Annotated in this window: 22 protein-coding genes; 19 read left to right on the top strand and 3 right to left on the bottom strand. The window is 63.8% G+C overall.

Going from position 1 to position 22,825, the window contains the following annotated elements:
* The first annotated feature begins 10 nt into the window (after positions 1 to 10).
* From AC1DYO_RS25890 to AC1DYO_RS25855, 8 genes are all read left to right on the top strand, one after another.
* Positions 11 to 2,194 (top strand): primosomal protein N', encoded by a 2,184-nt coding sequence (locus AC1DYO_RS25890; protein ID WP_477267264.1) that lies wholly within the window; start codon positions 11 to 13, stop codon positions 2,192 to 2,194.
* Between the two features lie 37 nt (positions 2,195 to 2,231).
* Positions 2,232 to 2,927, top strand: a complete 696-nt coding sequence (locus tag AC1DYO_RS25885) for an aspartate/glutamate racemase family protein (protein WP_477267263.1) — start codon at positions 2,232 to 2,234, stop codon at positions 2,925 to 2,927.
* A 152-nt stretch (positions 2,928 to 3,079) separates the two neighbouring features.
* Positions 3,080 to 3,475 (top strand): AGROH133_08824 family phage infection protein, encoded by a 396-nt coding sequence (locus AC1DYO_RS25880; RefSeq protein WP_181061479.1) that lies wholly within the window; start codon positions 3,080 to 3,082, stop codon positions 3,473 to 3,475.
* 235 nt (positions 3,476 to 3,710) lie between these two features.
* Positions 3,711 to 4,271, top strand: a complete 561-nt coding sequence (locus AC1DYO_RS25875) for a F0F1 ATP synthase subunit delta (protein ID WP_477267262.1) — start codon at positions 3,711 to 3,713, stop codon at positions 4,269 to 4,271.
* Positions 4,271 to 5,800: a F0F1 ATP synthase subunit alpha gene (gene atpA, locus AC1DYO_RS25870; RefSeq protein ID WP_477267261.1), complete on the top strand. Its 1,530-nt coding sequence runs from the start codon at positions 4,271 to 4,273 to the stop codon at positions 5,798 to 5,800. Before AC1DYO_RS25875 ends, atpA begins: the two co-directional genes overlap by 1 nt.
* 32 nt (positions 5,801 to 5,832) lie before the next feature.
* Positions 5,833 to 6,717, top strand: coding sequence for a F0F1 ATP synthase subunit gamma (locus AC1DYO_RS25865; RefSeq protein WP_181061476.1), 885 nt, complete (start codon positions 5,833 to 5,835; stop codon positions 6,715 to 6,717).
* A gap of 70 nt (positions 6,718 to 6,787) precedes the next feature.
* Positions 6,788 to 8,368, top strand: coding sequence for a F0F1 ATP synthase subunit beta (atpD, locus tag AC1DYO_RS25860; RefSeq protein ID WP_477267260.1), 1,581 nt, complete (start codon positions 6,788 to 6,790; stop codon positions 8,366 to 8,368).
* A gap of 98 nt (positions 8,369 to 8,466) precedes the next feature.
* Positions 8,467 to 8,874, top strand: coding sequence for a F0F1 ATP synthase subunit epsilon (locus AC1DYO_RS25855; protein WP_477267259.1), 408 nt, complete (start codon positions 8,467 to 8,469; stop codon positions 8,872 to 8,874).
* A 110-nt stretch (positions 8,875 to 8,984) separates the two neighbouring features.
* Here AC1DYO_RS25855 and AC1DYO_RS25850 read toward each other — a convergent pair whose 3' ends face one another.
* Positions 8,985 to 10,493, bottom strand: a complete 1,509-nt coding sequence (locus AC1DYO_RS25850; RefSeq protein ID WP_477267258.1) for a mannitol dehydrogenase family protein — start codon at positions 10,491 to 10,493, stop codon at positions 8,985 to 8,987.
* Positions 10,494 to 10,678: 185 nt separating this feature from the next.
* On the opposite strand from AC1DYO_RS25850, the gene uxaC reads away from it, so the two are divergent.
* The 9 genes from uxaC (at position 10,679) to recQ (ending at position 19,914) form a co-directional block, all read left to right on the top strand.
* The gene (gene uxaC, locus AC1DYO_RS25845; RefSeq protein WP_477267257.1) at positions 10,679 to 12,088 is read left to right on the top strand and encodes a glucuronate isomerase; all 1,410 of its coding nucleotides are present in this window, start codon (positions 10,679 to 10,681) and stop codon (positions 12,086 to 12,088) included.
* A gap of 39 nt (positions 12,089 to 12,127) precedes the next feature.
* Complete coding sequence (locus AC1DYO_RS25840; RefSeq protein WP_477267256.1) at positions 12,128 to 13,105, top strand: TRAP transporter substrate-binding protein; 978 nt, start codon at positions 12,128 to 12,130, stop codon at positions 13,103 to 13,105.
* Positions 13,106 to 13,268: 163 nt separating this feature from the next.
* Positions 13,269 to 13,736, top strand: a complete 468-nt coding sequence (locus AC1DYO_RS25835) for a TRAP transporter small permease (protein WP_477267302.1) — start codon at positions 13,269 to 13,271, stop codon at positions 13,734 to 13,736.
* Positions 13,737 to 15,017: a TRAP transporter large permease gene (locus AC1DYO_RS25830; protein ID WP_477267255.1), complete on the top strand. Its 1,281-nt coding sequence runs from the start codon at positions 13,737 to 13,739 to the stop codon at positions 15,015 to 15,017.
* 40 nt (positions 15,018 to 15,057) lie between these two features.
* Positions 15,058 to 15,834, top strand: a complete 777-nt coding sequence (locus AC1DYO_RS25825) for a FadR/GntR family transcriptional regulator (protein ID WP_477267254.1) — start codon at positions 15,058 to 15,060, stop codon at positions 15,832 to 15,834.
* Between the two features lie 20 nt (positions 15,835 to 15,854).
* On the top strand, positions 15,855 to 16,712 hold the full coding sequence (kduI, locus tag AC1DYO_RS25820) for a 5-dehydro-4-deoxy-D-glucuronate isomerase (RefSeq protein WP_477267253.1): 858 nt from the start codon (positions 15,855 to 15,857) through the stop codon (positions 16,710 to 16,712).
* Complete coding sequence (gene kduD, locus AC1DYO_RS25815; RefSeq protein ID WP_477267252.1) at positions 16,709 to 17,476, top strand: 2-dehydro-3-deoxy-D-gluconate 5-dehydrogenase KduD; 768 nt, start codon at positions 16,709 to 16,711, stop codon at positions 17,474 to 17,476. The genes kduI and kduD overlap by 4 nt, the downstream gene beginning before the upstream one ends.
* Positions 17,477 to 17,486: 10 nt before the next feature.
* Positions 17,487 to 17,825, top strand: a complete 339-nt coding sequence (locus tag AC1DYO_RS25810) for a cupin domain-containing protein (protein WP_477267251.1) — start codon at positions 17,487 to 17,489, stop codon at positions 17,823 to 17,825.
* Between the two features lie 262 nt (positions 17,826 to 18,087).
* The gene (recQ, locus tag AC1DYO_RS25805) at positions 18,088 to 19,914 is read left to right on the top strand and encodes a DNA helicase RecQ (RefSeq protein ID WP_477267301.1); all 1,827 of its coding nucleotides are present in this window, start codon (positions 18,088 to 18,090) and stop codon (positions 19,912 to 19,914) included.
* Positions 19,915 to 19,932: 18 nt separating this feature from the next.
* Here the strand turns inward: recQ and AC1DYO_RS25800 are convergent, their stop codons facing one another.
* Together AC1DYO_RS25800 and AC1DYO_RS25795 are read right to left on the bottom strand one after the other, a co-directional pair.
* A complete protein-coding gene (locus tag AC1DYO_RS25800) occupies positions 19,933 to 20,703 on the bottom strand; it encodes an SDR family oxidoreductase (RefSeq protein ID WP_477267250.1) in 771 nt (256 codons plus the stop codon).
* Positions 20,704 to 20,896: 193 nt separating this feature from the next.
* On the bottom strand, positions 20,897 to 21,286 hold the full coding sequence (locus AC1DYO_RS25795) for a hypothetical protein (RefSeq protein WP_477267249.1): 390 nt from the start codon (positions 21,284 to 21,286) through the stop codon (positions 20,897 to 20,899).
* 68 nt (positions 21,287 to 21,354) lie between these two features.
* Here AC1DYO_RS25795 and AC1DYO_RS25790 point away from each other — a divergent pair, with 68 nt between their 5' ends.
* Positions 21,355 to 21,759, top strand: coding sequence for a DUF3024 domain-containing protein (locus AC1DYO_RS25790; protein ID WP_477267248.1), 405 nt, complete (start codon positions 21,355 to 21,357; stop codon positions 21,757 to 21,759).
* Between the two features lie 2 nt (positions 21,760 to 21,761).
* Positions 21,762 to 22,751 (top strand): hypothetical protein, encoded by a 990-nt coding sequence (locus tag AC1DYO_RS25785; protein WP_477267247.1) that lies wholly within the window; start codon positions 21,762 to 21,764, stop codon positions 22,749 to 22,751.
* The last annotated feature ends 74 nt before the right edge of the window (positions 22,752 to 22,825 follow it).

Genomic DNA, 22,825 nt, shown 5'->3' with positions numbered 1-22,825 from the left:
GTCACGCCCGATGATCGAAGATTCGCCCTTTGTCGCGGCCGCGCCGGTGCTGGTGCCGATGCCGGCCGAACGGCCCTACACCTATGCGGTGCCCGCCGGCATGCGCGTGGTGCTGGGCTCGATCGTGCGCGTGCCGCTCGGTCCGCGCCAGGTTGCCGGCATCGTCTGGGACGGCGTGGTCGAAAAGGTCGACGCGAAGAAATTGCGGCCGATCGAGCAGGTTTTCGACTGTCCGCCGATCGACCGCGGCATGCGCCGCTTCGTCGATTGGCTGGCGCAATACACGCTGTCGCCGCCAGGCATGGTGGCGCGCATGCTGCTCAGGGCGCCGGAAGCGTTCGATCCCGAACCATGGATCGAGGGGCTGCAGCGGACGCTCGTAATGCCCGATCGGATGACGGATGCCAGAACGCGTGTGCTGGAGACGGCGGAAGGCGGCCTCGCCTGGACACGCTCAGGGCTGGCGCATGCCGCCGGCGTGTCGTCGACGGTGATCGAGGGGCTCAGGGCGCAAGGCGTGTTCGAGACGGTGATGATCCCGCCGCGACCGGTGGTCGCAGCGCCCGATCCCTCCTACGCCATGCCGGAGCTGATGCCGGACCAGGCCGATGCGGCCGCCATGCTGCGCGCCAATGTCGCGGCTGCTGCTTTCAACGTCACGCTGCTCGACGGCGTTACCGGATCGGGCAAGACGGAAGTCTATTTCGAAGCGGTGGCGGCCGCACTCGACCAGGGCAAGCAGGTGCTGATCCTGCTGCCGGAGATCGCGCTGACGCACGCCTTCCTCGAACGCTTCCAGCAGCGCTTCGGCGCCAAGCCGGCCGAATGGCATTCCGACCTGCCACCCAGGATGCGCGAAAAGGTCTGGCGGCAAGTGGCGGAAGGCGGTGTGCGCGTCGTCGCCGGCGCGCGCTCGGCGCTGTTCCTGCCGTTCAAGGAGCTCGGCCTGATCGTCGTCGACGAGGAACACGACCCTGCCTACAAGCAGGAGGACCGGGTCTTCTACAATGCGCGCGACATGGCGGTGGTGCGCGGCCATATCAGCGGCTTTCCGGTGGTGCTGGCGTCGGCGACGCCATCGGTCGAAAGCCGGGTCAATGCACAACAGGGCCGTTATGCGCGGGCGGTGCTTTCGGCGCGTTTCGCCGAGGCCGCTCTGCCCGATCTGAAGACAATCGACATGCGGCGCGCGCCGCCGGCGCGTGGTGGCTTCCTGTCGCCGCTGCTGATCGGAGAGATGCAACGCACGCTGGAGAAAAAAGAACAGTCGCTGCTGTTCCTCAACCGGCGCGGCTATGCGCCGCTGACGCTGTGCCGGGTCTGCGGCCACCGCTTCGGCTGTCCGGTCTGCTCAGCCTGGCTGGTCGAGCACCGCTTTCGCGGCCAGCTCGTCTGCCATCATTGCGGGCACAATGAAAAGCGCCCGGAGGCCTGTCCCGAATGCGGCACGCTCGACCATCTGGTCGCCTGCGGGCCGGGCGTCGAGCGCATCGCCGAGGAGGTGGTGTCGCATTTCCCCGACGCGCGCACCATCGTCTTGTCGTCCGACCTGATGGGCGGCGTGCGCCGGCTGCGGCTGGAGCTGGAAGCGATCGCCAATGGCGAGGCTGACATCGTCATCGGAACGCAACTCGTCGCCAAGGGGCACAACTTTCCCAACATGACGCTGGTCGGTGTCGTTGATGCCGATCTCGGCCTTGCCAATGGCGATCCGCGCGCCGCCGAGCGCACTTTTCAGCTGCTCAGCCAGGTAACCGGGCGTGCCGGGCGCACCGGCAAGAAGAGCCTCGGCCTGCTGCAGACCTTCCAGCCGGACCATCCGGTGATGCGGGCGATCGTCTCGGGCGACGCCGAGGCGTTTTACGAACGCGAAATCACCGAGCGTGAGCGTGCCGCCCTGCCGCCCTTCGGCAGGCTCGCTGGCGTCATTGTCAGCGCGGTGACGCGGGCGGAGGCCGAGGGACATGCGCGCGGCCTGCGGCGCGCAGCACCCCAGGCCAGCGATCTGTTCGTGCTCGGCCCGGCCGAGGCGCCGCTGTCGCTGCTCGGCGGCCGCCACCGTTTTCGCCTGCTGATCCAGGGTGAAAAGCGGGCCGACATGCAAGGCTTCATCCGCACCATGCTGGCCGAAGGGCCGAAGCAGCGTGGCTCGGTCCGCGTGCAGGTCGACATCGACCCGCAGAGCTTCTTGTAAGATTGATCGTGCAAATTGTCAGCGGAGCGATGACGCCATGAAAACCCTTGGCCTCATCGGCGGCATGAGCTGGGAATCGACGGCGATTTATTATCGCCTGCTCAACGAGATCGTGCGTGAGCGGTTGGGCGGGCTGCATTCGGCAAAGCTGTTGCTCCATTCCTTCGATTTCGCCGAGATCGCCGAGCGGCAGCATCATGGCGACTGGGATGGGGCTGGCGTGCTTCTGGCGGATGCCGCGCGCAAGCTGGAGGCTGGCGGCGCCGAGGGGCTTTTGATCTGCACCAACACCATGCACAAGCTCGCCGACCAGGTGCAAGCGGCGGTGTTCATTCCCCTTATCCACATCGCCGATGCCACGGCGGTCACGGTGAAGGGCGCCGGCGTCAGGCGGCCGGCGCTGCTGGCGACGCGTTTCACCATGGAGCAGGATTTCTACAAAGGCCGGCTGGTGGAGAAATATGGGCTGCAGCCTGTGGTGCCGGACCAGGCCGGGCGCGACATGGTGCACCGAGTGATCTATGACGAGCTCTGCCAGGGCATTGTCAGCGCGCCGTCGAAGGCGGCCTATGTCAATGAAGTCGCGCGCCTGCGGCGCGATGAAAAGATCGACGGCGTCATCATGGGCTGCACCGAGATCACCATGCTGATCGGCGCGCGCGATTTTGACATTCCGGTGTTTGACACCACGCGCATTCATGCCGAGGCGGCGGTCAATTTCTCGCTCTCTTGATGCGCCTCGTTTTTGGAGCATGATCTTTTTCCGAAAACCGGAAACCACTTTTCGGGATCATGCTCCCTAAACTGCCCACCGCCATCTGGCGCGCAGTCTTTCCTTCGCTAGAATGGCCACGATTTCAAACAGCCATTTATCGAGGGGATAAGATGGAATTTGCGTTTCCGTGGCCAACCAGCCAGGGCGAATGGCTGGCGTGGTCGAGCGCCGTGGTCACCTTGGCGCTTGGTCTTTTGTTTTTCCTCATGCCGGGGCTGGCCTTCCGGATTCTGCGGCTGCAGGTCCGGCCGGAAAAGGCAGCGGCGATCGCCGAAGGGCGCGGCCGCATGTCGGGCTTCTATCTCGGCGTCAGCCTGTGCTGCATCCTTCTCGCCCAGCCATGGCTCTATATGGCGCTCGGCTTCTCCTGGCTGTTCACCGCTTTCGGCCGTTTGCTGTCGATGATGTCGGACGGCGCCAACACGCCTTTCAACTGGGCTTCGATCGTTGTCGAGCTGGTGCTGGCTGCGCTGCCGCTCGCCTTCGTCTTCGGCTTTCTGCCCTGAATCCAAAGGCTTCGGTTGAACTCTGCGGCCGGATGCGACAATAGTGCCTGAAATGCATGCGGAACGACGCATTGCGGTCTTAAAATGCCTGTGCTAGACGGCAATCGACTTTCGGCCGGGGATAGCGGAAGCCGCGTCTTCGTGCTTGGAAAAACTTAGTAAGGTCAAAGATTTAGCCAGAGTTTTTGCTCGCGCCAACAATCTGCGGCCTGTCAGACAAGAGAAAAGACGGTCCGTGGCTCAATCGTCATCGCCAATCTCAGGTGTCGCAGAACGCTACGCGGGTTCGCTGTTCGACCTCGCGCTGCAGTCCAATTTGGTGGCCAAGGTCGAGGCCGACCTCAACAGTTTCGCAGCGATGCTTGATGGCAGCGCCGACCTGACGCGCCTCATCAACAGCCCGGTGTTCTCCAGCGAGGACCAGGCCAAGGCCATCGCGGCGATCGCCGACAAGGCCGGCATCACCGGCCTGACCGGCAATTTCCTGCGCGTCGTCGCCCGCAACCGTCGCCTCTTCGCGGTACCCGGCATGATCAAGGCGTTCCGCCAGATCGCCGCCGAGCATCGCGGCGAGACCGCTGCCGAGGTCACTTCGGCGCATGAGCTGACGGCGGCCCAGCAGACAGAACTCAAGGCCGCGCTGAAAAGCGTCGCCGGCAAGGACGTGGCCATCGCCGTCACCGTCGATCCGTCGCTGCTCGGCGGGCTGATCGTCAAGATGGGCTCGCGCCAGATCGATACGTCGCTCAAAACCAAACTCAATTCGCTCAAGCTTGCACTGAAAGAGGTCGGCTGATGGACATCCGCGCCGCGGAAATTTCCGCAATTCTGAAAGACCAGATCAAGAATTTCGGCAAGGAGGCCGAGGTCTCCGAAGTTGGACAGGTGCTGTCCGTCGGTGACGGTATCGCCCGCGTCTACGGCCTCGACAATGTCCAGGCCGGCGAGATGGTCGAATTCCCCGGCGGCATCCGCGGCATGGCGCTCAACCTCGAAGCCGACAATGTCGGCGTCGTCATCTTCGGCGCCGACCGCGACATCAAGGAAGGCGACACCGTCAAGCGGACCGGCGCCATCGTCGATGCGCCTGTCGGCATGGGCCTGCTCGGCCGCGTCGTCGACGCCCTCGGCAACCCGATCGACGGCAAGGGCCCGATCAAGGCGACCGAACGCAAGCGCGTCGACGTCAAGGCGCCCGGCATCATCCCGCGCAAGTCGGTCAATGAGCCGATGTCGACCGGCCTCAAGGCCATCGATGCGCTGATCCCGGTCGGCCGCGGCCAGCGCGAGCTGGTCATTGGTGACCGTCAGACCGGCAAGACCGCTATCATTCTCGACACGATGCTGAACCAGAAGGCGGTCCACGACAGCGGCCCGGAGAAGGAAAAGCTCTACTGCGTCTACGTCGCCATCGGCCAGAAGCGCTCGACCGTCGCGCAGTTCGTGAAAGTGCTCGAAGAGCGCGGCGCGCTCGACTATTCGATCATCGTCGCCGCCACCGCTTCCGATCCGGCGCCGATGCAGTTCCTGGCGCCGTTCACCGCCTGCACGATGGGCGAATATTTCCGCGACAATGGCATGCACGCGCTGATCAGCTATGACGATCTGTCGAAGCAGGCTGTCGCCTACCGCCAGATGTCGCTGTTGCTGCGCCGCCCGCCGGGCCGCGAAGCCTATCCGGGCGACGTGTTCTACCTGCACTCGCGCCTGCTCGAGCGCGCCGCCAAGCTCAATGACGACAATGGGGGCGGTTCGCTGACCGCGCTGCCGATCATCGAGACGCAGGCCAACGACGTGTCGGCCTATATCCCGACCAACGTGATTTCGATCACCGACGGCCAGATATTCCTCGAAACCAACCTGTTCTTCCAGGGCGTCCGCCCGGCCGTCAACGTCGGCCTGTCGGTGTCGCGCGTCGGTTCGTCGGCGCAGATCAAGGCGATGAAGCAGGTCGCCGGCTCGATCAAGGGCGAGCTCGCGCAGTACCGCGAAATGGCGGCCTTCGCGCAGTTCGGCTCCGATCTCGACGCTGCCACGCAGCGCCTGCTCAACCGCGGCTCGCGCCTAACCGAGCTTCTCAAGCAGCCGCAGTTCTCGCCGCTCAAGGTCGAGGAACAGGTCGCGGTGATCTTCGCCGGCGTCAACGGCTACCTCGACAAGCTGGCGATCAACCAGGTCGGCAAGTTCGAGCATGGCCTGCTCAGCCACATGCGCTCGGCCGGCAAGGACGTTCTCGACGGCATCCGCAAGGAAAAGGCGCTGTCGGACGATCTGCGGGCCAAGCTGAAGGCCGAGATCGACGCCTTCGCCAAGACCTTCGCTTGAGAAAGCCGGACGGACGGGATCAGGTTTGAAGCATGCCTTCGTTAAAAGACCTTCGTAACCGTATCGCCTCGGTCAAGGCGACGCAGAAGATCACCAAGGCGATGCAGATGGTCGCCGCGGCGAAGCTGCGCCGCGCGCAGGAAGCCGCGGAAGCCGCGCGCCCCTATTCGGAGCGCATGGGTTCCGTGCTCGCCAACATCACCCAGGCGATCGGCGGCGGTGGCGATGCCCCGGCGCTGATGACCGGCACAGGCAAGGACGATGTGCATCTGCTCGTCGTCTGCACCGCCGAGCGCGGCCTGTGCGGCGGCTTCAATTCGCAGATCGCGCGTCTCGCCCGCGACCATATCCGCCGGCTTTTGGCCGACGGCAAGCAGGTCAAGATCATCTGCGTCGGCAAGAAGGGTTTCGATATCCTGCGCCGCGACTATGCCTCGATGATCCTCGAACGCGTCGATCTGCGCGAGGTCAAGACGCTCGGTTTCGTCAATGCCGATGCCATTGCCCGCAAGGTCATCCACCTCTTCAACGAGGGCGGCTTCGACATCTGCACGCTGTTCTATTCGCAGTTCAAGTCGGTGATCAGCCAGATCCCGACGGCACAGCAGATCATTCCGGCCGGCATCGCTTCCGCCCCGGCCGAGGCGACCGCCGGCGGCAACGCCGTCTACGAATACGAGCCGGAGCCGGGCGAAATCCTGACCGACCTCATTCCACGCAACATCTCGGTCCAGGTCTTCCGCGCGCTGCTCGAAAACGCAGCCGGCGAAATGGGCGCCAAGATGAGCGCCATGGACAATGCGACGCGCAATGCCGGCGACATGATCAACAAGCTGTCGATCACCTACAACCGCCAGCGGCAGGCGCAGATCACCAAGGAACTGATCGAAATCATTTCGGGCGCCGAGGCGCTCTAGGCGCGGCCGCCAGGAGGTCATCGACCTTCTGGTGGAGCGTGAGAAACAAAGGACGAAAAGGGTAAAGACGATGGCGAAAGCAGCGACCCCGAAGGCGGCAGCTCCCAAGGCGGCGGCAAAGGCTCCAGCAGCAGCGGCGAAGGCCGCTCCGGCCAAGGCGGCCGCGCCGGCCAAGGTAGCGGCCCCGGCCAAGGCCTCGGCGGCCAAGACGACGGCCGCCGTCGTCAAGAAGACTGGAGCCGTAGGCAAGGTCCGCCAGGTCATCGGCGCCGTCGTCGACGTGCAGTTCGGCGATCATCTGCCGGCCATTTTGAACGCCATCGAGACCACCAATGTCGGCAACCGCCTGGTGCTCGAAGTTGCCCAGCACCTCGGTGAAAACACCGTGCGCTGCATCGCCATGGACTCCACCGAAGGTCTGGTTCGCGGCCAGGACGTCTATGACACCGGCGCGCCGATCACCGTGCCGGTCGGCCCGGGCATGCTCGGTCGCATCATCAACGTCATCGGCGAGCCGGTCGACGAGGAAGGTCCGGTCGACGGCATCGAAATGCGCGCCATCCACCAGCCGGCTCCGTCCTATGTCGAGCAGTCGACGGAAGCGCAGATCCTGATCACCGGCATCAAGGTTCTCGACCTTCTGGCGCCCTATGCCCGCGGCGGCAAGATCGGCCTGTTCGGCGGCGCCGGCGTCGGCAAGACCGTGCTGATCCAGGAGCTGATCAACAACGTCGCCAAGGCCCACGGCGGCTTCTCGGTGTTCGCCGGCGTTGGCGAGCGCACCCGCGAAGGCAACGATCTCTATCACGAGTTCATCGAGTCCGGCGTCAACAAGAAGGGCGGCGGCGAAGGCTCCAAGGCAGCGCTGGTCTATGGCCAGATGAACGAACCGCCGGGCGCGCGTGCCCGCGTTGGCCTGACCGGTCTGACCGTCGCTGAATATTTCCGCGACCAGGGCCAGGACGTGCTGTTCTTCGTCGACAACATCTTCCGCTTCACGCAGGCGGGTTCGGAAGTGTCGGCGCTGCTCGGCCGTATTCCTTCGGCCGTGGGCTATCAGCCGACGCTCGCCACCGACATGGGCGCTCTGCAGGAACGCATCACGACGACGACCAAGGGCTCGATCACCTCGGTGCAGGCGATCTACGTGCCCGCCGACGATTTGACCGACCCGGCGCCGGCGACCTCGTTCGCTCACCTCGACGCGACGACCGTGCTTAACCGCGCGATCTCGGAAAAGGGCATCTACCCGGCGGTCGATCCGCTCGATTCGACCTCGCGCATGCTCGACCCGCTGGTCGTCGGCGAAGAGCACTATGGCGTCGCCCGCCAGGTGCAGTCGATCCTCCAGCGCTACAAGTCGCTGCAGGACATTATCGCCATCCTGGGCATGGACGAGCTGTCGGAAGAGGACAAGCAGACCGTGGCCCGCGCCCGCAAGATCGAGCGCTTCCTGTCGCAGCCGTTCTTCGTCGCCGAAGTGTTCACGGGTTCGCCGGGCAAGCTGGTCGACCTCGCCGATACCATCAAGGGCTTCAAGGGCCTCTGCAACGGCGACTACGATCACCTGCCGGAAGCCGCCTTCTACATGGTCGGCGGCATCGACGAAGCGGTCGAGAAGGCACAGCGTCTCGCGGCAGAAGCAGCGTAAAGAAGCGAATAGCGAATAGGGAGTAGCGAATAGGGGAAACATGAGAGCGGGCTTCTTCACTACTCGCTACTCACTATCCCCTACTCGCTAGATTGATCATGGCTGAAGCTTTCCAATTCGAACTGGTCTCGCCGGAACGCCTCCTGGTTTCCGAGCAGGTCGAATCCGTCGTCATTCCAGGCGCCGAGGGCGAGATGACCGTGATGGCGCATCACGCGCCGGTCATGACCACGATCAAGCCGGGCGTCGTCACGGTGAAGACCGCTGGCGGCAAGGAAGAGCGCTATGTGGTGTTCGGCGGCTTTGCCGATATCGTTCCAGCCGGCTGCACGCTGCTGGCCGAATCGGCGGTTGCCGTCGGTGACATCGACCGCGCCGACCTCGCCCGCCGCATCCAGGACGCCAAGGAAGATGCCGCCGACGCCAAGGACGATCAGTCCCGCAGCAAGGCTGAGCAGTTCCTCGCCCAGCTCACCACGCTCGAAAGTGCGCTGCTGGCAGCTTGAGTCTGAGCGAAACAAAGACGAAACAGGCCGGGTTCAACCCGGCCTTTTTTGTGCCCACAGATATGGTGGAAGCACTTTCATCAGTCGGACGGAGTGGCGTTCGCCGGCCGTTAGAGCTGTCTCGTCGGTCCCGGTATGCCGAGTGCTGCGAGCGCAAGCGCTATCCCGCCTTGCCGGATGTGGGCGCGATGGGCGGCGACCAGCTCGATCAATGTCTGGCGCTCGGGCCTGCCGCTGGCGAAGCCGGCGAGGTCGAACACCGCCGCTACACGTTCCAGCATCGGCTGCTCGCCGAGCGCGGTCAGCGCCGCGTCGAGCGGGTCGGTGAAGTGCGCTTCCGGCAGGTCCTTGCCGCGTGCCTCGCAGGCGGCGATCCAGGCGGCGATCACCAGCGTCAGATGCTCCGGGACCAGGCCGGCCTGGATGCGCTCGATGGCGGAAGCGACAATGCGTTGCGGCAGTTTCTGGCTGCCGTCATTGGCGATTTGCGCGGTGCGGTGGGCGAGCGCCGTGTTGGAAAAGCGTTCGGCGAGTTCTGCCGTATAGGCTGATGTGTCGAGCCCTGCGTCTGCCGGCAAGGTCGGGATCGCCTCGGCCCAGAGGCGGTCGACGAATTCACGGATCGCCGGGTCGGCGAAGGCGCGGTCGACGGTGGCGTGGCCGCTGAGCAGGCCGAGATAGGCGATGCCCGAATGGGCGCCGTTGAGCAGCCTGAGCTTCATGTCCTCGAACGGCCTGACATCCTCGACCATGGTGACATCGAATTTTTCCCAGGCTGGGCGGCCGGCCGGAAAATGGTCCTCGATCACCCATTGCCGGAACGGCTCGGTCATCACCGGCCAGGCGTCCTCGACGCCGAGCTCGACCGCGATGCGCGCCCGGTCGGTGTCGGTGGTTGCCGGCACGATGCGGTCGACCATGCTCGAGGGGAACGCCACGTCGTCGGCGATATGGCCGGCGAGTTGCGCGCCAACTGAAGCGGCAGGGCGGGCGTCGCGCAATTTTGCGAATCCAACCAGCAGCCGGTGCAGGGTGGCGCCGTTGGCTGGCAGGTTGTCGCAGCAGAGCACGGTGAAGGGCGGCGTGCCGGCGTCGCGGCGTCGGGCCAGCGACTCGGCCAGGTATCCATGCGCGGTCTTTGGCGAGCCGGGATTGGCGAGATCGTGGACGATATCGGGATGGTTTTCGTCGAGGCTGCCGTCGGCGGCCCGGAGATACGCTTTTTCTGTGATGGTCAAGGTGACGATGCGGGTGCGCGGATCGGTCAGCGCGGCCAGCACCGCGCCGGGGTCTTCCGGCGCCACCAGCATCGACTGGATAGAGCCAATGATGTGAAGTGCTTCGCCATCGCTGCCGCGCACCGCCAGCGTGTAAAGCCCGTCCTGCGGCGCCAGTGCATCGCGCGTGTCAGCACTGCGCAGCGAGACGCCGATGATGCCCCAGCCGGTCTCGCCGGCCGCCAGACAGTCATCGACATAGGCTGCCTGATGAGCGCGGTGGAAGGCGCCGACGCCGAGATGGACGATGCCTGGAGCTATCGCGACGCGGTCATAGGCCGGGACTGCAACCGAGGCCGGCAAGGATTGCACCGTGTGGTTCGAAAGGCGTCTGCTTGTCATGATTTGGCTTTGTCGGGCTTGGCTTGTTGGGCTCGGCTTCGGTCCGGAGGCTAGCGGCGTACCATCCGCTCTCCCATCGCACAATGACCCGGTGTCGGCTAAAAGTCATCATACAACAATCCAATTTTTGTATGTTGACATTACTTCTTTCCAATCCTACCGATAGCGCCCTTGGGAGGAACGACGTGGCGGGATTGACCGATCCGGATCTGCTTTTTGCCGCCGAAGGGCGCGCGCTTTCGATCGCGCGCGATCTCTATGCCGGGGTCAAGGATCTGCCGATCGTCAGCCCGCACGGTCACACCGATCCGCGCTGGTATGCGCTCAACGAGCCGTTCCCCGATCCGGCGCAATTGCTGGTCGTGCCCGACCACTATATTTTCCGCATGCTGTTCAGCCAGGGTGTGCGGCTGGAGGATCTCGGCGTGTCGACCCTGGACGGCTCGCCGGTCGAGACCGACCCCAGGGCGATCTGGCGGCGCTTCGCCGAGCATTGTTACCTCTTCCGCGGTACGCCGACGCGGCTGTGGCTCGACCATGTGCTCGAGCATCTGTTCGGCATCGACGAGCCGCTCAACGCCACCACAGCCGACCGCCATTACGACACGATCGCCGGCCTGCTTAAACAGGACGACTATCGCCCGCGGGCGCTGTTCGAACGCTTCAACATCGAGGTCATCGCGACGACTGAGGGCGCGCTCGACGATCTCCAGTGGCACAAGACGATCCGCGAAAGCGGCTGGCAGGGCCGCGTCGTCACCGCCTACCGGCCGGATGCCGTGGTCGATCCCGACTTCGAGGGATTTGCGGCCAATCTCGACCGATTGGGCGAGATCAGCGGCTGCGACACCGGCACATGGGCCGGCTATCTCGACGCGCACCGCCAGCGCCGCGCCTTCTTCAAAAGCTTCGGCGCGACCTCGTCCGATCACGGCCATCCGACGGCGGAGACCGCCGATCTTTCCGATGCGGCGGCGGAAGAGCTGTTCAACCGCATCCGCCGCGGCTCCGACGATGAGCGCGAGCGCAAACTGTTTCGCGCCCAGATGCTGACCGAAATGGCCAAGATGAGCCGCGATGACGGTCTGGTGATGCAGATCCATCCCGGTTCGTGGCGCAATCATTCGGCCGGCGTTTTCCAGAAATTCGGCCGCGACAAGGGCTTCGATATCCCGACCCGCACCGATTATGCGTCGGCGCTCAAACCTTTACTCGATTGCGTTGGGCTGGAGCGCGACCTGACCGTCATCCTGTTCACGCTCGACGAGACCAGCTACGCGCGCGAACTGGCGCCGCTGGCCGGCGTCTATCCGGCGCTGAAGCTCGGGCCGGCCTGGTGGTTTCACGACAGTCCGGAAGGCATGCGCCGTTTCCGCGAGATGACCACCGAGACCGCCGGCTTCTACAACACGGTCGGCTTCAACGACGACACCCGCGCCTTTCCATCGATACCCGCCCGTCATGATGTGGCACGGCGGGTCGACTGCGCCTTTCTCGCCCGCCTCGTCGCCGAGCACCGGCTGCGCGAGGACGAAGCGCATGAGCTGGCGCGGGAGCTTGCCTACACGCTTGCCAAGAAGGCGTACCGGCTTTGAGCCGGGCGCCTTGATTTTTACAAAGGGAGGAAGACAGTCATGTTGCATTTTTCAAAACTGACGGCAGCCACATTCGCCTTCGGCGCGCTGATGATCGGCGTTGCCAATGCCCAGACCGTGCTGCGCTCGGCCGACACCCATCCCGACGGGTATCCGACGGTCGAGGCGGTCAAATATATGGGGGAGCTGATCAAGGAACGTACCGCCGGCCGCTATTCGGTCGAGGTCTATCACTCCGCGCAGCTCGGTGAGGAGAAGGACACGATCGAACAGACGCAGACCGGCGTCATCGATCTGAACCGCGTCTCGATGGGCCCGTTCAACGGCATCGTGCCGGAAACAGCGGTGCCGTCGCTGCCTTACATGTTCCGCTCGGTCGACCAGATGCGCCACGTCATGGACGGGCCGATCGGCGACGAGATCCTGAAGGCCTTCGAGACGCATGATCTGGTCGGCCTTGCCTTTTACGATTCCGGCGCCCGCTCCTTCTACAACACCAAGAAGGACATCACCTCGATCGCCGATCTCAAGGGCATGAAGTTCCGCGTCATCCAGTCCGACGTATTTGTCGACATGGTCAATGCGCTCGGCGCCAACGCCACGCCGATGGCCTATGGCGAAGTCTATTCGGCACTCGAGACCGGCGTCATCGACGGCGCCGAAAACAACTGGCCGAGCTTCGAATCCGCCAAGCACTATGAGGTCGCCAAGCACTACACCGTCGACCAGCACCAGATCGTGCCGGAAGTGCTGGTGATGGCGAAGCCGAGCTGGGACAAGCTGTCGCCGGAAGACCAGGCGATCGTCAAGCAGGCGGCCAAGGACAGCGTCGTCAAGATGCGCGAGCTGTGGGACGCGCAGGAGAAGAAGTCGCGCGACATCGTCGAGAAAGCCGGCGTCAAGGTCAGCGAAATCGACAAGCAGCCGCTGATCGACGCGATGAAGCCGGTCTACGACAAATATCTGTCGACGCCCGCGCTGAAAGACCTCGCCGCACGCATCCAGGCGACGAAGTAATTCCTTGGCGGGGCGGCTCATCGCCGCCCCGCTAATAGTTTTCAGGACAGAACACCGGGAGGATGGGATGACAGCGGGAACGGCAAGGAGCGGAGCGCCGCCGCGCTTCAGCACGGTGCTCTCGAAGATTTGCGACGGCGCGCTCTATCTCGCCTGCGTCGGGATGGTGGCCATGACCGCGCTCGTCGCCTACCAGGTGTTCTTCCGCTTTGTCCTCAACTCATCGCCGAGCTGGACCGAAGTCACCGCCATTATGCTGATGAACTGGTTCATCTTCCTGGGGGCGGCTGTCGGCGTGCGCGAGAACTACCATATGGGTTTCGACGTGCTGCTCTACATCCTGCCAAAAGGCAGCAAATGGGCGCTGCGCACGCTGTCCGACCTGATCGCGCTCGGCTTCGGCTTCGGCATGGTCTGGTACGGCTGCAAGTTGGTCGGGCTGACCTGGCACACCGTTATTCCGGCGCTCGAACTGCCCGGCGGCTTCGACTATCTGCCGCTGGTTGCCGGCGGCGTCCTGATCTGCCTGTTCTCGGCCGAACGCATCGTGCTGCGCTGGTCGGGCGTCGACATCGACAAGGATATCAATCTCGAAGAGGTGCCGGAAATGCCGGCCGTGCAGGAGGCCTAGATGGAGCTCTGGATCCTGTTCGGCGTCTTCACGCTGTTGATGTTTGCCGGTACGCCGATCGCCTTTTGCCTGGGTGCGGCGTCCTTTGCCACGGTGCTTTATCTCGGCCTGCCGCCCCTGGTGGTGTTCCAGCAATTGAAATCGGGCATGTCGGCGTTCTCGTTGATGGCGATCCCGTTCTTCATCTTTGCCGGCGACCTGATGGTGCGCGGCGGCATCGCGCAGCGCATCGTTTCCTTTGCCGGCTCTCTGGTCGGCCATGTCAGGGGCGGGCTCGGTCAGGTCAACATCATCGCCGCGACATTGTTCGGCGGCATTTCCGGCTCGGCCGTGGCGGAAGCCGCCGCCGTCGGCGGGCTGATGATCCCGCAGATGAAAGCGCGCGGCTACGGCGCCGACTACGCCGTCAACGTGACGTCGATGGCGGCGCTGATCGCGCTGCTGTTGCCGCCGTCGCAGAACATGATCATCTATTCGATCGCCGGCGGCGGCAAGATTTCGATCGCCGACCTGTTCACCGCCGGCATTCTGCCCGGTCTGCTGTTTGCGGCCTCGCTGATGGTCACCGCCTATTTTGTCGCCCGCAGCCGTGGCTATCCGGTCGAGGCCTTCCCCGGCTTCTCGCGCGTCGGTCAGTTGGCTGTCATCGCGGTTCCCGGGCTGCTGCTCATCGGCATCATCTTCGGCGGCGTCCGCTCGGGCATTTTCACCGCAACGGAAAGCTCCTGCATCGCCATCATCTACGCGTTGCTGGTCACCGTCTTCGTCTATCGGTCGATGGCTTGGAGCGACTTCGTCCATGCCACCAAGGGCGCGGTGCGCACGACCTCGATGGTGCTGTTGATCATCGGCACGGCGGCCTCGTTCAGCTGGCTGATGGCTTATCTCAAAGTGCCGGTGCTCTTGATCGCGGGTATGAACGCCATCTCCACCGACCCGCTGGTGGTGCTCTTGTTGCTCAACGTCCTGATGCTGTTGCTCGGCACCTTCATGGACATGGGGCCGATGATCATCATCTGCACGCCGATCTTCCTGCCGTTGGTCACTCATTACGGCGTCGACCCCGTGCATTTCGGCGTCATCACCATCCTCAATCTCGGCATTGGGCTGAACACGCCGCCGGTCGGCACGGTGCAGTTCGTCGCCTGCGCGGTGGGCAAGATCACGGTGTGGGAAGCGATGCGCTCGATCTGGCCGTTCTATGGCGCGGGCATCGTGGTTCTGGGACTGGTGACGTATATTCCGTCGATCTCGCTCTGGCTGCCAAGTGTCTTCAAATAGGGCGTGTTCAAAATAGGGCGTCTTCAAACAGGGGTGCGACATGGCATCGGATAGCGCTGTTGATCTCAGGGTGGAACGCAAGCCCAAGCTGTCGGAGACCGTCGTCGCGGCGATCCGCAAGCAGCTGCAGGCGGGCGACATTCTGCCCGGCCACAAGTTGCCGACCGAGGGCCAGTTGACCGAGACCTTCGGCGTCAGCCGCACCGTCATCCGCGAAGCGCTGGCCAAGCTCGCCGCCGACGGCCTGGTCGAGGCGCGCCAGGGCGCCGGCGTGTTCGTCACCGAACACATCTCGACCATGTTCGGTGCGCTCGCCGCCGACATGGGCAGCAAGGATTCGATCGCGCTGAACGTGCTCGAAGTGCGCCTGGCGGTCGAGATCGAATCGGCAGGGCTCGCCGCCATTCGCCGCAATGCCGCGCAAGAGGCGGCGATCCAGGAAGCGTTCTTCGAGTTCGAACGGCTGCTGCTCAACAGCGAGCCGACCGGTCCGGCGGATCTCGCCTTCCACCGGGCGATCGCCAGCGCCACCAACAACCCGTTCTATGTCGAGATGCTCGATGTGCTGGGACGCCGCGCCATTCCCTGCGACGTGACTTCGCCATGGTCGACCGAACTGGTGCAGTCCGACAGCTATCAGCGCGGGCTGCAGCGCGAGCATCTGGTGATCCTCAATGCGATCACGTCAGGCGACGCCGAAGCCGCGCGCGAGGCGATGCGCGCCCATCTCACCGCCAGCCAGCAGCGCTACCGCGAGCGCCTGCACGCCCGGCAGGTGTTTTATGCCGACTCGGTCAGGGCGACGAAAACCGAATAACCATTTCAGCTGGAGCAGTAATGTCTCAAAGTCACCCGCATACTGATTTTACCTCGCGTTTCGCCATCGACCCGGTCGCCGCGGCGTCCATGGGCACCGACGAACTGCGGCACAATTTCCATATTGACGACCTGTTCCAGCCAGGGCGTGTCAGCCTGACCTATACCCATTACGACCGCATGATCGTCGGCGGCGCGGTGCCGGTGGCGGAAGCGCTGCCGCTGGAAGCGATCAAGCCGACGGGGACGAAGAATTTTCTCGACCGCCGCGAGCTGATCATCGTCAACATTGGCGACGACGGCTCGGTGACGGCAAATGGCGAGACCCACCCATTGCAGGCGCGCGACATGCTCTATCTCGGCATGGGAAGCACAGAGGTGGCGTTCGCATCGGCCGATGCGGGCGCGCCGGCCAAATTCTACCTGCTCAGCGCGCCTGCGCATCACACCTATCCGAACCGGCTGATCCGCATCGGCGATGCCAAGCGTCTCGACCTCGGCAGCAAGGTGACCTGCAACGAGCGTTCGATCTTTCAGTTCATCCATGCCGACGGCGTCAAGACCTGCCAGTTGGTGGTTGGCATGACCCAGCTGGCGCCGGGCTCGGTGTGGAACACCATCCCTTGCCATGTGCATGACCGCCGCATGGAGGCCTATCTCTATTTCGACCTGCCGGAGACGGCGCGCGTCTTCCACTTCATGGGCGAGCCGGACGAAACCCGCCATGTGGTGATGGCCAATGAGGAGGCGGTGCTGTCGCCGGGCTGGTCGATCCATTCGGGCGCCGGCACCTCCAACTATGCCTTCATCTGGGCGATGGCCGGCGACAATGTCGACTACACCGATGTCGACCCGGTGCCGCTGGGCGAACTGCGTTGAGCGGCCCGTCCGCTTTCAGCCTGGCCGGCAAACGCATCCTGGTCACCGGCGCCAACACCGGCATCGGCCAGGGCATCGCCGTCTCGATCGCGCGCGCCGGCGGCATTGTGGTCGGTGTCGGCCGCTCGGCCATGGACGACACCGAAAAGAAGGTCGCGGAAGTCGGCGGGGGGTTCGAGGCCGTGCAGTGCGATCTCGCCGATCATGCCGCCGCCAAGGCGATGCTCGACCAGGTCTGGGAAAAGACCGGACCGATCGACGGGCTGGTCAACAATGCCGGCATCATCCGGCGCGCCGACGCGGTCGATTTCACGGAAACTGACTGGGACGACGTCATCGACGTCAATCTGAAGACGCTGTTCTTTCTGAGCCAGGGTTTTGCCAGACGCGTGCTGGCCGATCCGGGCCGGCGCGGCAAGATCGTCAACATAGCCTCGGTGCTGAGTTTCCAGGGCGGCATTCGTGTCGCCTCCTACACCGCGTCGAAGCATGGCGCGCTCGGCGTCACCCGGCTGCTCGCCTGCGAATGGGCAGCAAAGGGCATCAACGTCAATGCCATCGCCCCCGGCTATATCGAGACCAACAACACCGAAGCGCTGCGCGCCGACCCCGACCGCAGTGCGGCCATACTGGCGCGCATCCCGGCGGGACGTTGGGGCGGGCCGGAGGATATTGGCGACGCCGCCGTGTTCCTGCTGGCGCCGGCGTCCGACTATATGCACGGCGCGGTGGTTCCGGTCGACGGCGGCTGGCTGGCGCGATGAGGAGACGGTCATGACCGAGCAGAAGATTTTCGCGCAACCCGGCGAGAGCGCCTGGACGCCGACGCCGGACGGCAACAGGCGGCGCGTTCTCCTGTATACGGACGAGCTGATGATGGTCGAGTTCGGCTTCGACAAAGGTGGTGTCGGCGCCCTGCATTCGCACCCGCATGTCCAGGCCAGCTATGTCGCCGCAGGGCGCTTCGAGGTGACGATAGACGGCCGCACCGAAACCATCGAGACCGGCGGCAGCTTCATCGTGCCGTCCAATCTGGTGCACGGCGTCAAGGCGTTGGAGGCTGGGCGCCTGGTCGACAGTTTTACCCCGCACCGCGCCGATTTCCTGGCCTGAGCCCTTTTTCAGCCCGTTCCAGAAACGGAAAACCCGCGCCTCCTGGAAGGCGCGGGTTTGTTGCCTGTGCGCTCATGGCGCAGCGGTACTCGAAACATTGCCGCAGGGTTTGGACGGTGCCGCAACATGGTGAAGATAGGTTTAACAGCGCCAGCCAGGTCGATCATCGGTGGGATGTTGCTGCTGCTTGTTGTGGTCGGACGGGGGCTGCGCTAATCGTTGCCCATGCCGCTGCTTCGGGCGGCCGATCGAAACATCCGTGATGCAGATATCGACGACGCACGATCCCAAACGGCGTGTCCTGAAGGACGTGTTCGGCTTTGACGATTTTCGCCCGGGCCAGGCCTCGGTGATGGAGGCGCTGCTTGCCGGCCGTCATGTGCTGGCGGTCATGCCGACGGGTGCGGGCAAGTCGCTCTGCTATCAGGTTCCGGCGCTGGTCAAGGGCGGGCTGACCATCGTCGTGTCGCCGCTGGTGGCGCTGATGCAGGACCAGGTCGCCGCGCTGCGCCTTGCCGGCGTTGCCGCCGATACGATCAATTCCTCGATCGACCGTGATGCCAATGTCGCGGCATGGCGTCGTGTTGCGTCGGGTGAGACACGCCTGCTTCATCTGGCACCGGAGCGGCTGATGACCGAGCGCATGCTGGATGCGCTGGCCAGGCTCGATGTCAGCCTGATCGCCATCGACGAGGCGCATTGCATCTCGCAATGGGGGCCGGCGTTCCGGCGCGAATATGAAGATCTGTCGCAGCTGCGCGGCATCTTTCCCGACGTACCGATCATTGCGGTGACGGCGACGGCTGACGAGACCACCCGGGCGGACATCGAGACCCGGCTGTTCGGTGGACGTGTGGAAACGCAGGTCCTTGGCTTCGACCGGCCCAACATCAAGCTTGCCATCGAGCCCAAGCAGGACAGCAAGCGACAGTTGCTCAACTTCATCGAGCGCCATCAGGGGCGCAGCGGCATTGTCTACTGCCTGTCGCGCAAGAAGACCGAAGAGATGGCGGCCTTTCTCGAGAAGAACGGCGTCACCGCGCTCGCCTATCACGCCGGCATGAGCAAGGAGGCGCGTGACGCCAACCAGAACAGTTTCATGACGTTGTCGGGCGTCGTCATGGTGGCGACCATCGCCTTCGGCATGGGCATCGACAAGCCTGATGTCGCCTATGTCTTCCACACCGATTTGCCGGGCAGCCTCGAAGCCTATTACCAGGAAATCGGCCGCGCCGGCCGCGACGGCCGGGCAGCTGAGGCGCATATGCTTTACGGTCTCGGCGACATCCGCATGCGCCGTATGTTCATCGACGACGAGGACGCCGCTGTCGAGCACAAGCGCCGATCGCATGGCCGGCTCGACACGCTGATCGGCTATTGCGAGACGGCCGAGTGCCGGCGGCAGGTGCTGCTCGGCTATTTCGGCGAAGAGGCGGCGCCTTGCGGCAATTGCGACAATTGCCTGGAGCAGGCGCCGCGCGCCGACGGCACCGCCGAGGCCGGCATTATCCTGGCGGCGGTCGCGCAGAGCGGCGAGCGTTTTGGCGCTGGCCATGTCATCGACATCCTGCTCGGCCACGAGACCGAAAAGGTGACGGCCAGGGGCCATCACAGGCTTGCCGGTTTCGGCAGCGGCGCCGCGCACAAGAAGGACTTTTGGCTGTCGCTGATCCGCCAATTGGTCGCGAATGGTTTTCTGATGCCGGATCCGGGCGGTCATGGCGGCTTGGCCATCGCTGACAAGGGCCACGCACTCGGCCGTGGCGAGGTTGCGTTCCAATATCGTGTCGAGACGCGCACGCGTGCCGCGCGCCGCGCGGCTCGTGCCGGCCAGGTACCCCAGGGCGAAAATGTCGATGCGTCGCTGCTCGCCGCGCTCAAGACGCTGCGGCTGCGTCTGGCCAAGGAGCGCCAGGTGCCGGCCTATGTGGTGTTCTCCGACCGCACGCTGATCGACATGGCCGAGCGCCGCCCGCAAGACCTCGACGATTTCGCCGAGGTAAACGGCGTCGGTGCGGCCAAGCTCAAGGAGTTCGGCAAGGCGTTCCTGAGCGCGATCGCTGCGCACCAGTCGGGTGGGGCGGTCTGAAGACCTGCCGGGCAACCGTCACATCTGCACGGACATGCCGCCATCGACAGTCAAGACATGTCCGTTGACGAAGGAGGCTGCATCGCTGGCGAGGTAGAGCGCAGCGCCGGCGATTTCCTGCGGCCGTCCCCAGCGCTGCAGCGGAACCCGCTGGCGGGCGAAGGCGACCATGTCAGGATTTTCCGCCAGTGCGGCATTGGTCTCGGTAGCGAACATTCCTGGCGCGATGGCATTGCTCGTCACTCCATATGCGCCGTACTCGACAGCCATGCTGCGCATCAGCCCGGTCAGTCCCTGCTTGGCGACGGGATAGATGGCATCGCCGGGCCGCGCCATCTCGCCGACGATCGAGGTCACCGCGATCAGGCGGCCATGTCCCTGGGCTTTCATGATCTCTGCCGCATCGCGCGATAGCGAGATCGCCGACAACAGATCCGTCCTGATCAGATCGAGGATGGCGTCGTCGTTGAAAGCGGCCAGCGGCCTCCTGTCGCGGGCGCCGACATTGTTGACGAGGATATCGAGGCGGCCACAGGCCTTGGCAATATCGGCGGTCGCGCTGCGACCTGCCTGAATGTCCGCTACGTCGAAGACCGCTGCCTGCGCGCTGCCCCCGCCTTTGACGATGGCGGCGACGGCGGCGTCAAGCGTTGCGACGCTGCGTCCGGTCAAGACGACATGGGCTCCGGCTTCGGCAAAGGCGCGCGCGATCTCGAAGCCAAGCCCGCGCCCACCTCCGGTGATCAGCGCCACGCGCCCTGCCAGGGAAAATCTGTCGAAAATGCTCAAGCGGGCCTCGTCGCGCCTGGGAACGCCAACACCGATCCCATGCGGCAATCGGCGGCTCAGCCTAGCGTTCAATCGAAGCCGGTGAAAATACAACTTAATGCGCAGACGAAGGCGGCAGGCCGGCAATCGCGACGCATTTGTCAAAGGTTCAAGGCTGAGACGTTTTTTGCCGGACTAAAGCTTTGATCGGGCATCAATACGCTTCCAACTTGCCCGACCAGCGATCCCGCCTCGCCCAATAGGGGCATTGCGGGCAGACGCCGCCTTCCGGGTAGTCGACCCCTTCCTCATGCGGGCAACCGAGGATTCTGTCGACCATGACGACGGAATGGACTTCCTGCTCCCGCAGGAACGCAGCTATTTCGACAAAGATCGTGTCGTCCTTGCGCAGATCGCCCGTGTCGGTGAACCAGCGACGCAGTTCGCTCGCGTCGGACTGCTTGTCCGGGAGGATGGCGACGGCCACCTTGGTGGCGCGGCTGTCATCGGGGCCATAGAAGGCGATTGTGCCCACGGGGTGGCTTCGCACGCCTTTCTTGGCCTTCTTCTCGATCCACTTCCTTGCCCGCTGTTCCGGTTTCATGCTTGCTGGCCTTCCGTCACTGGACAAGATGGGAATATAAATCAACAAGACGAGAGTGGATCAAGCGCATGCCATGGAGCAAGCAAGGGATCGATCTGAGCACAAGGCCCGTGGCGGTCGAAGCGCGGGAAAAGCAGGCGATCGTCACTGCCTGTGAGACATTCATCCAGAACGTCTTGAAGCCGAGGTTCCTCTCAGAAATCCGGCCCAACGAGTGGAATTACACGGTCGATCTACACGGTGCCTGGAGGGCGAGTGGCTACAGGTTCATCCAGCGCTACAGGTCAGGCATGTCGCACAATCGCGGTGAAGAGTTCGACGCACCCTTTGCAAAACTCGATCGCATCGGACCGGACCGGTTCGATATCTACTGGATGCGACATACGGGCAAATGGTGGCGGCTCTATACGAATGTAACGCTCGCCAAGGCATTGCTGATCCTTGAAGCTGACGAGCTCCTGCATCCTGTCTAGCGATGAGCGAGTATCAATATTACGAGTTTCAGGCGATCGACCGGCCGCTCAGCAATGCAGATCGTCGGGCGCTGCGCGATCTGTCGTCACGGGCGCGGATCACCGCCGCCAACCTCACAAATTTCTACGAGTGGGGGGATTTCAAGGGCGATCCGGACGAGCTGATGGAGCGATGGTTCGATCTTCATCTCTATCTGGCGGACTGGGGCTCCCGCCGCTTGATGATCAAGCTGCCGGCGAAGATGGTCAACCGGGATCGCATAGGCGCCTTCCTCGCAGCCACCGACGACGCCACGCTCAGAATCGCTGGCGACAACGTCATTTTAAGCATTGCGCGCGATGAGCTGGAATTCGAGGATCGGGACGAGGATGACGCGAGTTGGATGGCAGCCTTGGCGCCGCTGCGGGCCGACCTGCTGGCCGGCGACCTTCGGCTTTTCTATTTACTCTGGCTGATGGCTGTCGAAATCGATGCGGTTAAACCCGATGAAGCGGAGCCGATGCCGGGAATCGGGCCGCTGACCGACGCACTGGACGCGTTCGTCGAATTCTTCGGCGTGGATCGCGATCTCGTCCGGGCGGCTGCCGAGCAAGGTGCGGCGATGCATCCCGATGACGCGCCTGAGGTGGCTCGACGCACTGTCGCAACCCTGCAGGATCGTGCCGCTGCAATTCGTCTGGCTCGTGAGCATGCCAAGGCGGAATTGGCCGCGGCGCAACAGCGGCTAAGCGACGAAGCCGCCGAGAAAGCCCGACAGCTCCGGCTCGATGCCGTTCACCGCAGGTGTGAAAGCATCTGGGAGGATATCGAAAAGGAAATCGTCCGCCGCAATCCCGCCGGCTATGACAAAGCGGCGGCCTTGCTTTTCGATCTGCAGACGCTTGCCGAAAGACACGGTACCGTCGAGGCATTTCGCCTCCGGCTGCAAGCCATTCGGGAGCGTCATTCCGGCAAGGGGCGCTTCATCGAACGTCTAAGGCTACTGGGCTAGATATGCTCCGTCTTAAGCAGGATATCGGCCCCATAACTAGTCTAAGGTGCGGCCGGCAATCGTATCGACGTGCC

This window comes from Mesorhizobium sp. P2_F5, assembly GCF_056403715.1.
This window is presented reverse-complemented; position numbering and strand designations above follow the sequence as displayed.

What these genes read in the sequence shown, in the direction of transcription:
- AC1DYO_RS25865 (WP_181061476.1), top strand. Translation starts at nt 5,833, where the DNA reads ATGCCTTCGTTAAAAGACCTTCGTAACCGTATCGCCTCGGTCAAGGCG.
- AC1DYO_RS25835 (WP_477267302.1), top strand. Translation starts at nt 13,269, where the DNA reads ATGGTGGCCATGACCGCGCTCGTCGCCTACCAGGTGTTCTTCCGCTTT.
- atpA (WP_477267261.1), top strand. Translation starts at nt 4,271, where the DNA reads ATGGACATCCGCGCCGCGGAAATTTCCGCAATTCTGAAAGACCAGATC.
- AC1DYO_RS25855 (WP_477267259.1), top strand. Translation starts at nt 8,467, where the DNA reads ATGGCTGAAGCTTTCCAATTCGAACTGGTCTCGCCGGAACGCCTCCTG.
- atpD (WP_477267260.1), top strand. Translation starts at nt 6,788, where the DNA reads ATGGCGAAAGCAGCGACCCCGAAGGCGGCAGCTCCCAAGGCGGCGGCA.
- AC1DYO_RS25880 (WP_181061479.1), top strand. Translation starts at nt 3,080, where the DNA reads ATGGAATTTGCGTTTCCGTGGCCAACCAGCCAGGGCGAATGGCTGGCG.
- AC1DYO_RS25830 (WP_477267255.1), top strand. Translation starts at nt 13,737, where the DNA reads ATGGAGCTCTGGATCCTGTTCGGCGTCTTCACGCTGTTGATGTTTGCC.
- AC1DYO_RS25885 (WP_477267263.1), top strand. Translation starts at nt 2,232, where the DNA reads ATGAAAACCCTTGGCCTCATCGGCGGCATGAGCTGGGAATCGACGGCG.
- AC1DYO_RS25810 (WP_477267251.1), top strand. Translation starts at nt 17,487, where the DNA reads ATGACCGAGCAGAAGATTTTCGCGCAACCCGGCGAGAGCGCCTGGACG.
- AC1DYO_RS25840 (WP_477267256.1), top strand. Translation starts at nt 12,128, where the DNA reads ATGTTGCATTTTTCAAAACTGACGGCAGCCACATTCGCCTTCGGCGCG.
- AC1DYO_RS25795 (WP_477267249.1), bottom strand. Translation starts at nt 21,286, where the DNA reads ATGAAACCGGAACAGCGGGCAAGGAAGTGGATCGAGAAGAAGGCCAAG.
- AC1DYO_RS25790 (WP_477267248.1), top strand. Translation starts at nt 21,355, where the DNA reads ATGCCATGGAGCAAGCAAGGGATCGATCTGAGCACAAGGCCCGTGGCG.
- AC1DYO_RS25825 (WP_477267254.1), top strand. Translation starts at nt 15,058, where the DNA reads ATGGCATCGGATAGCGCTGTTGATCTCAGGGTGGAACGCAAGCCCAAG.
- recQ (WP_477267301.1), top strand. Translation starts at nt 18,088, where the DNA reads ATGCAGATATCGACGACGCACGATCCCAAACGGCGTGTCCTGAAGGAC.
- AC1DYO_RS25850 (WP_477267258.1), bottom strand. Translation starts at nt 10,493, where the DNA reads ATGACAAGCAGACGCCTTTCGAACCACACGGTGCAATCCTTGCCGGCC.
- AC1DYO_RS25785 (WP_477267247.1), top strand. Translation starts at nt 21,762, where the DNA reads ATGAGCGAGTATCAATATTACGAGTTTCAGGCGATCGACCGGCCGCTC.
- AC1DYO_RS25890 (WP_477267264.1), top strand. Translation starts at nt 11, where the DNA reads ATGATCGAAGATTCGCCCTTTGTCGCGGCCGCGCCGGTGCTGGTGCCG.
- kduI (WP_477267253.1), top strand. Translation starts at nt 15,855, where the DNA reads ATGTCTCAAAGTCACCCGCATACTGATTTTACCTCGCGTTTCGCCATC.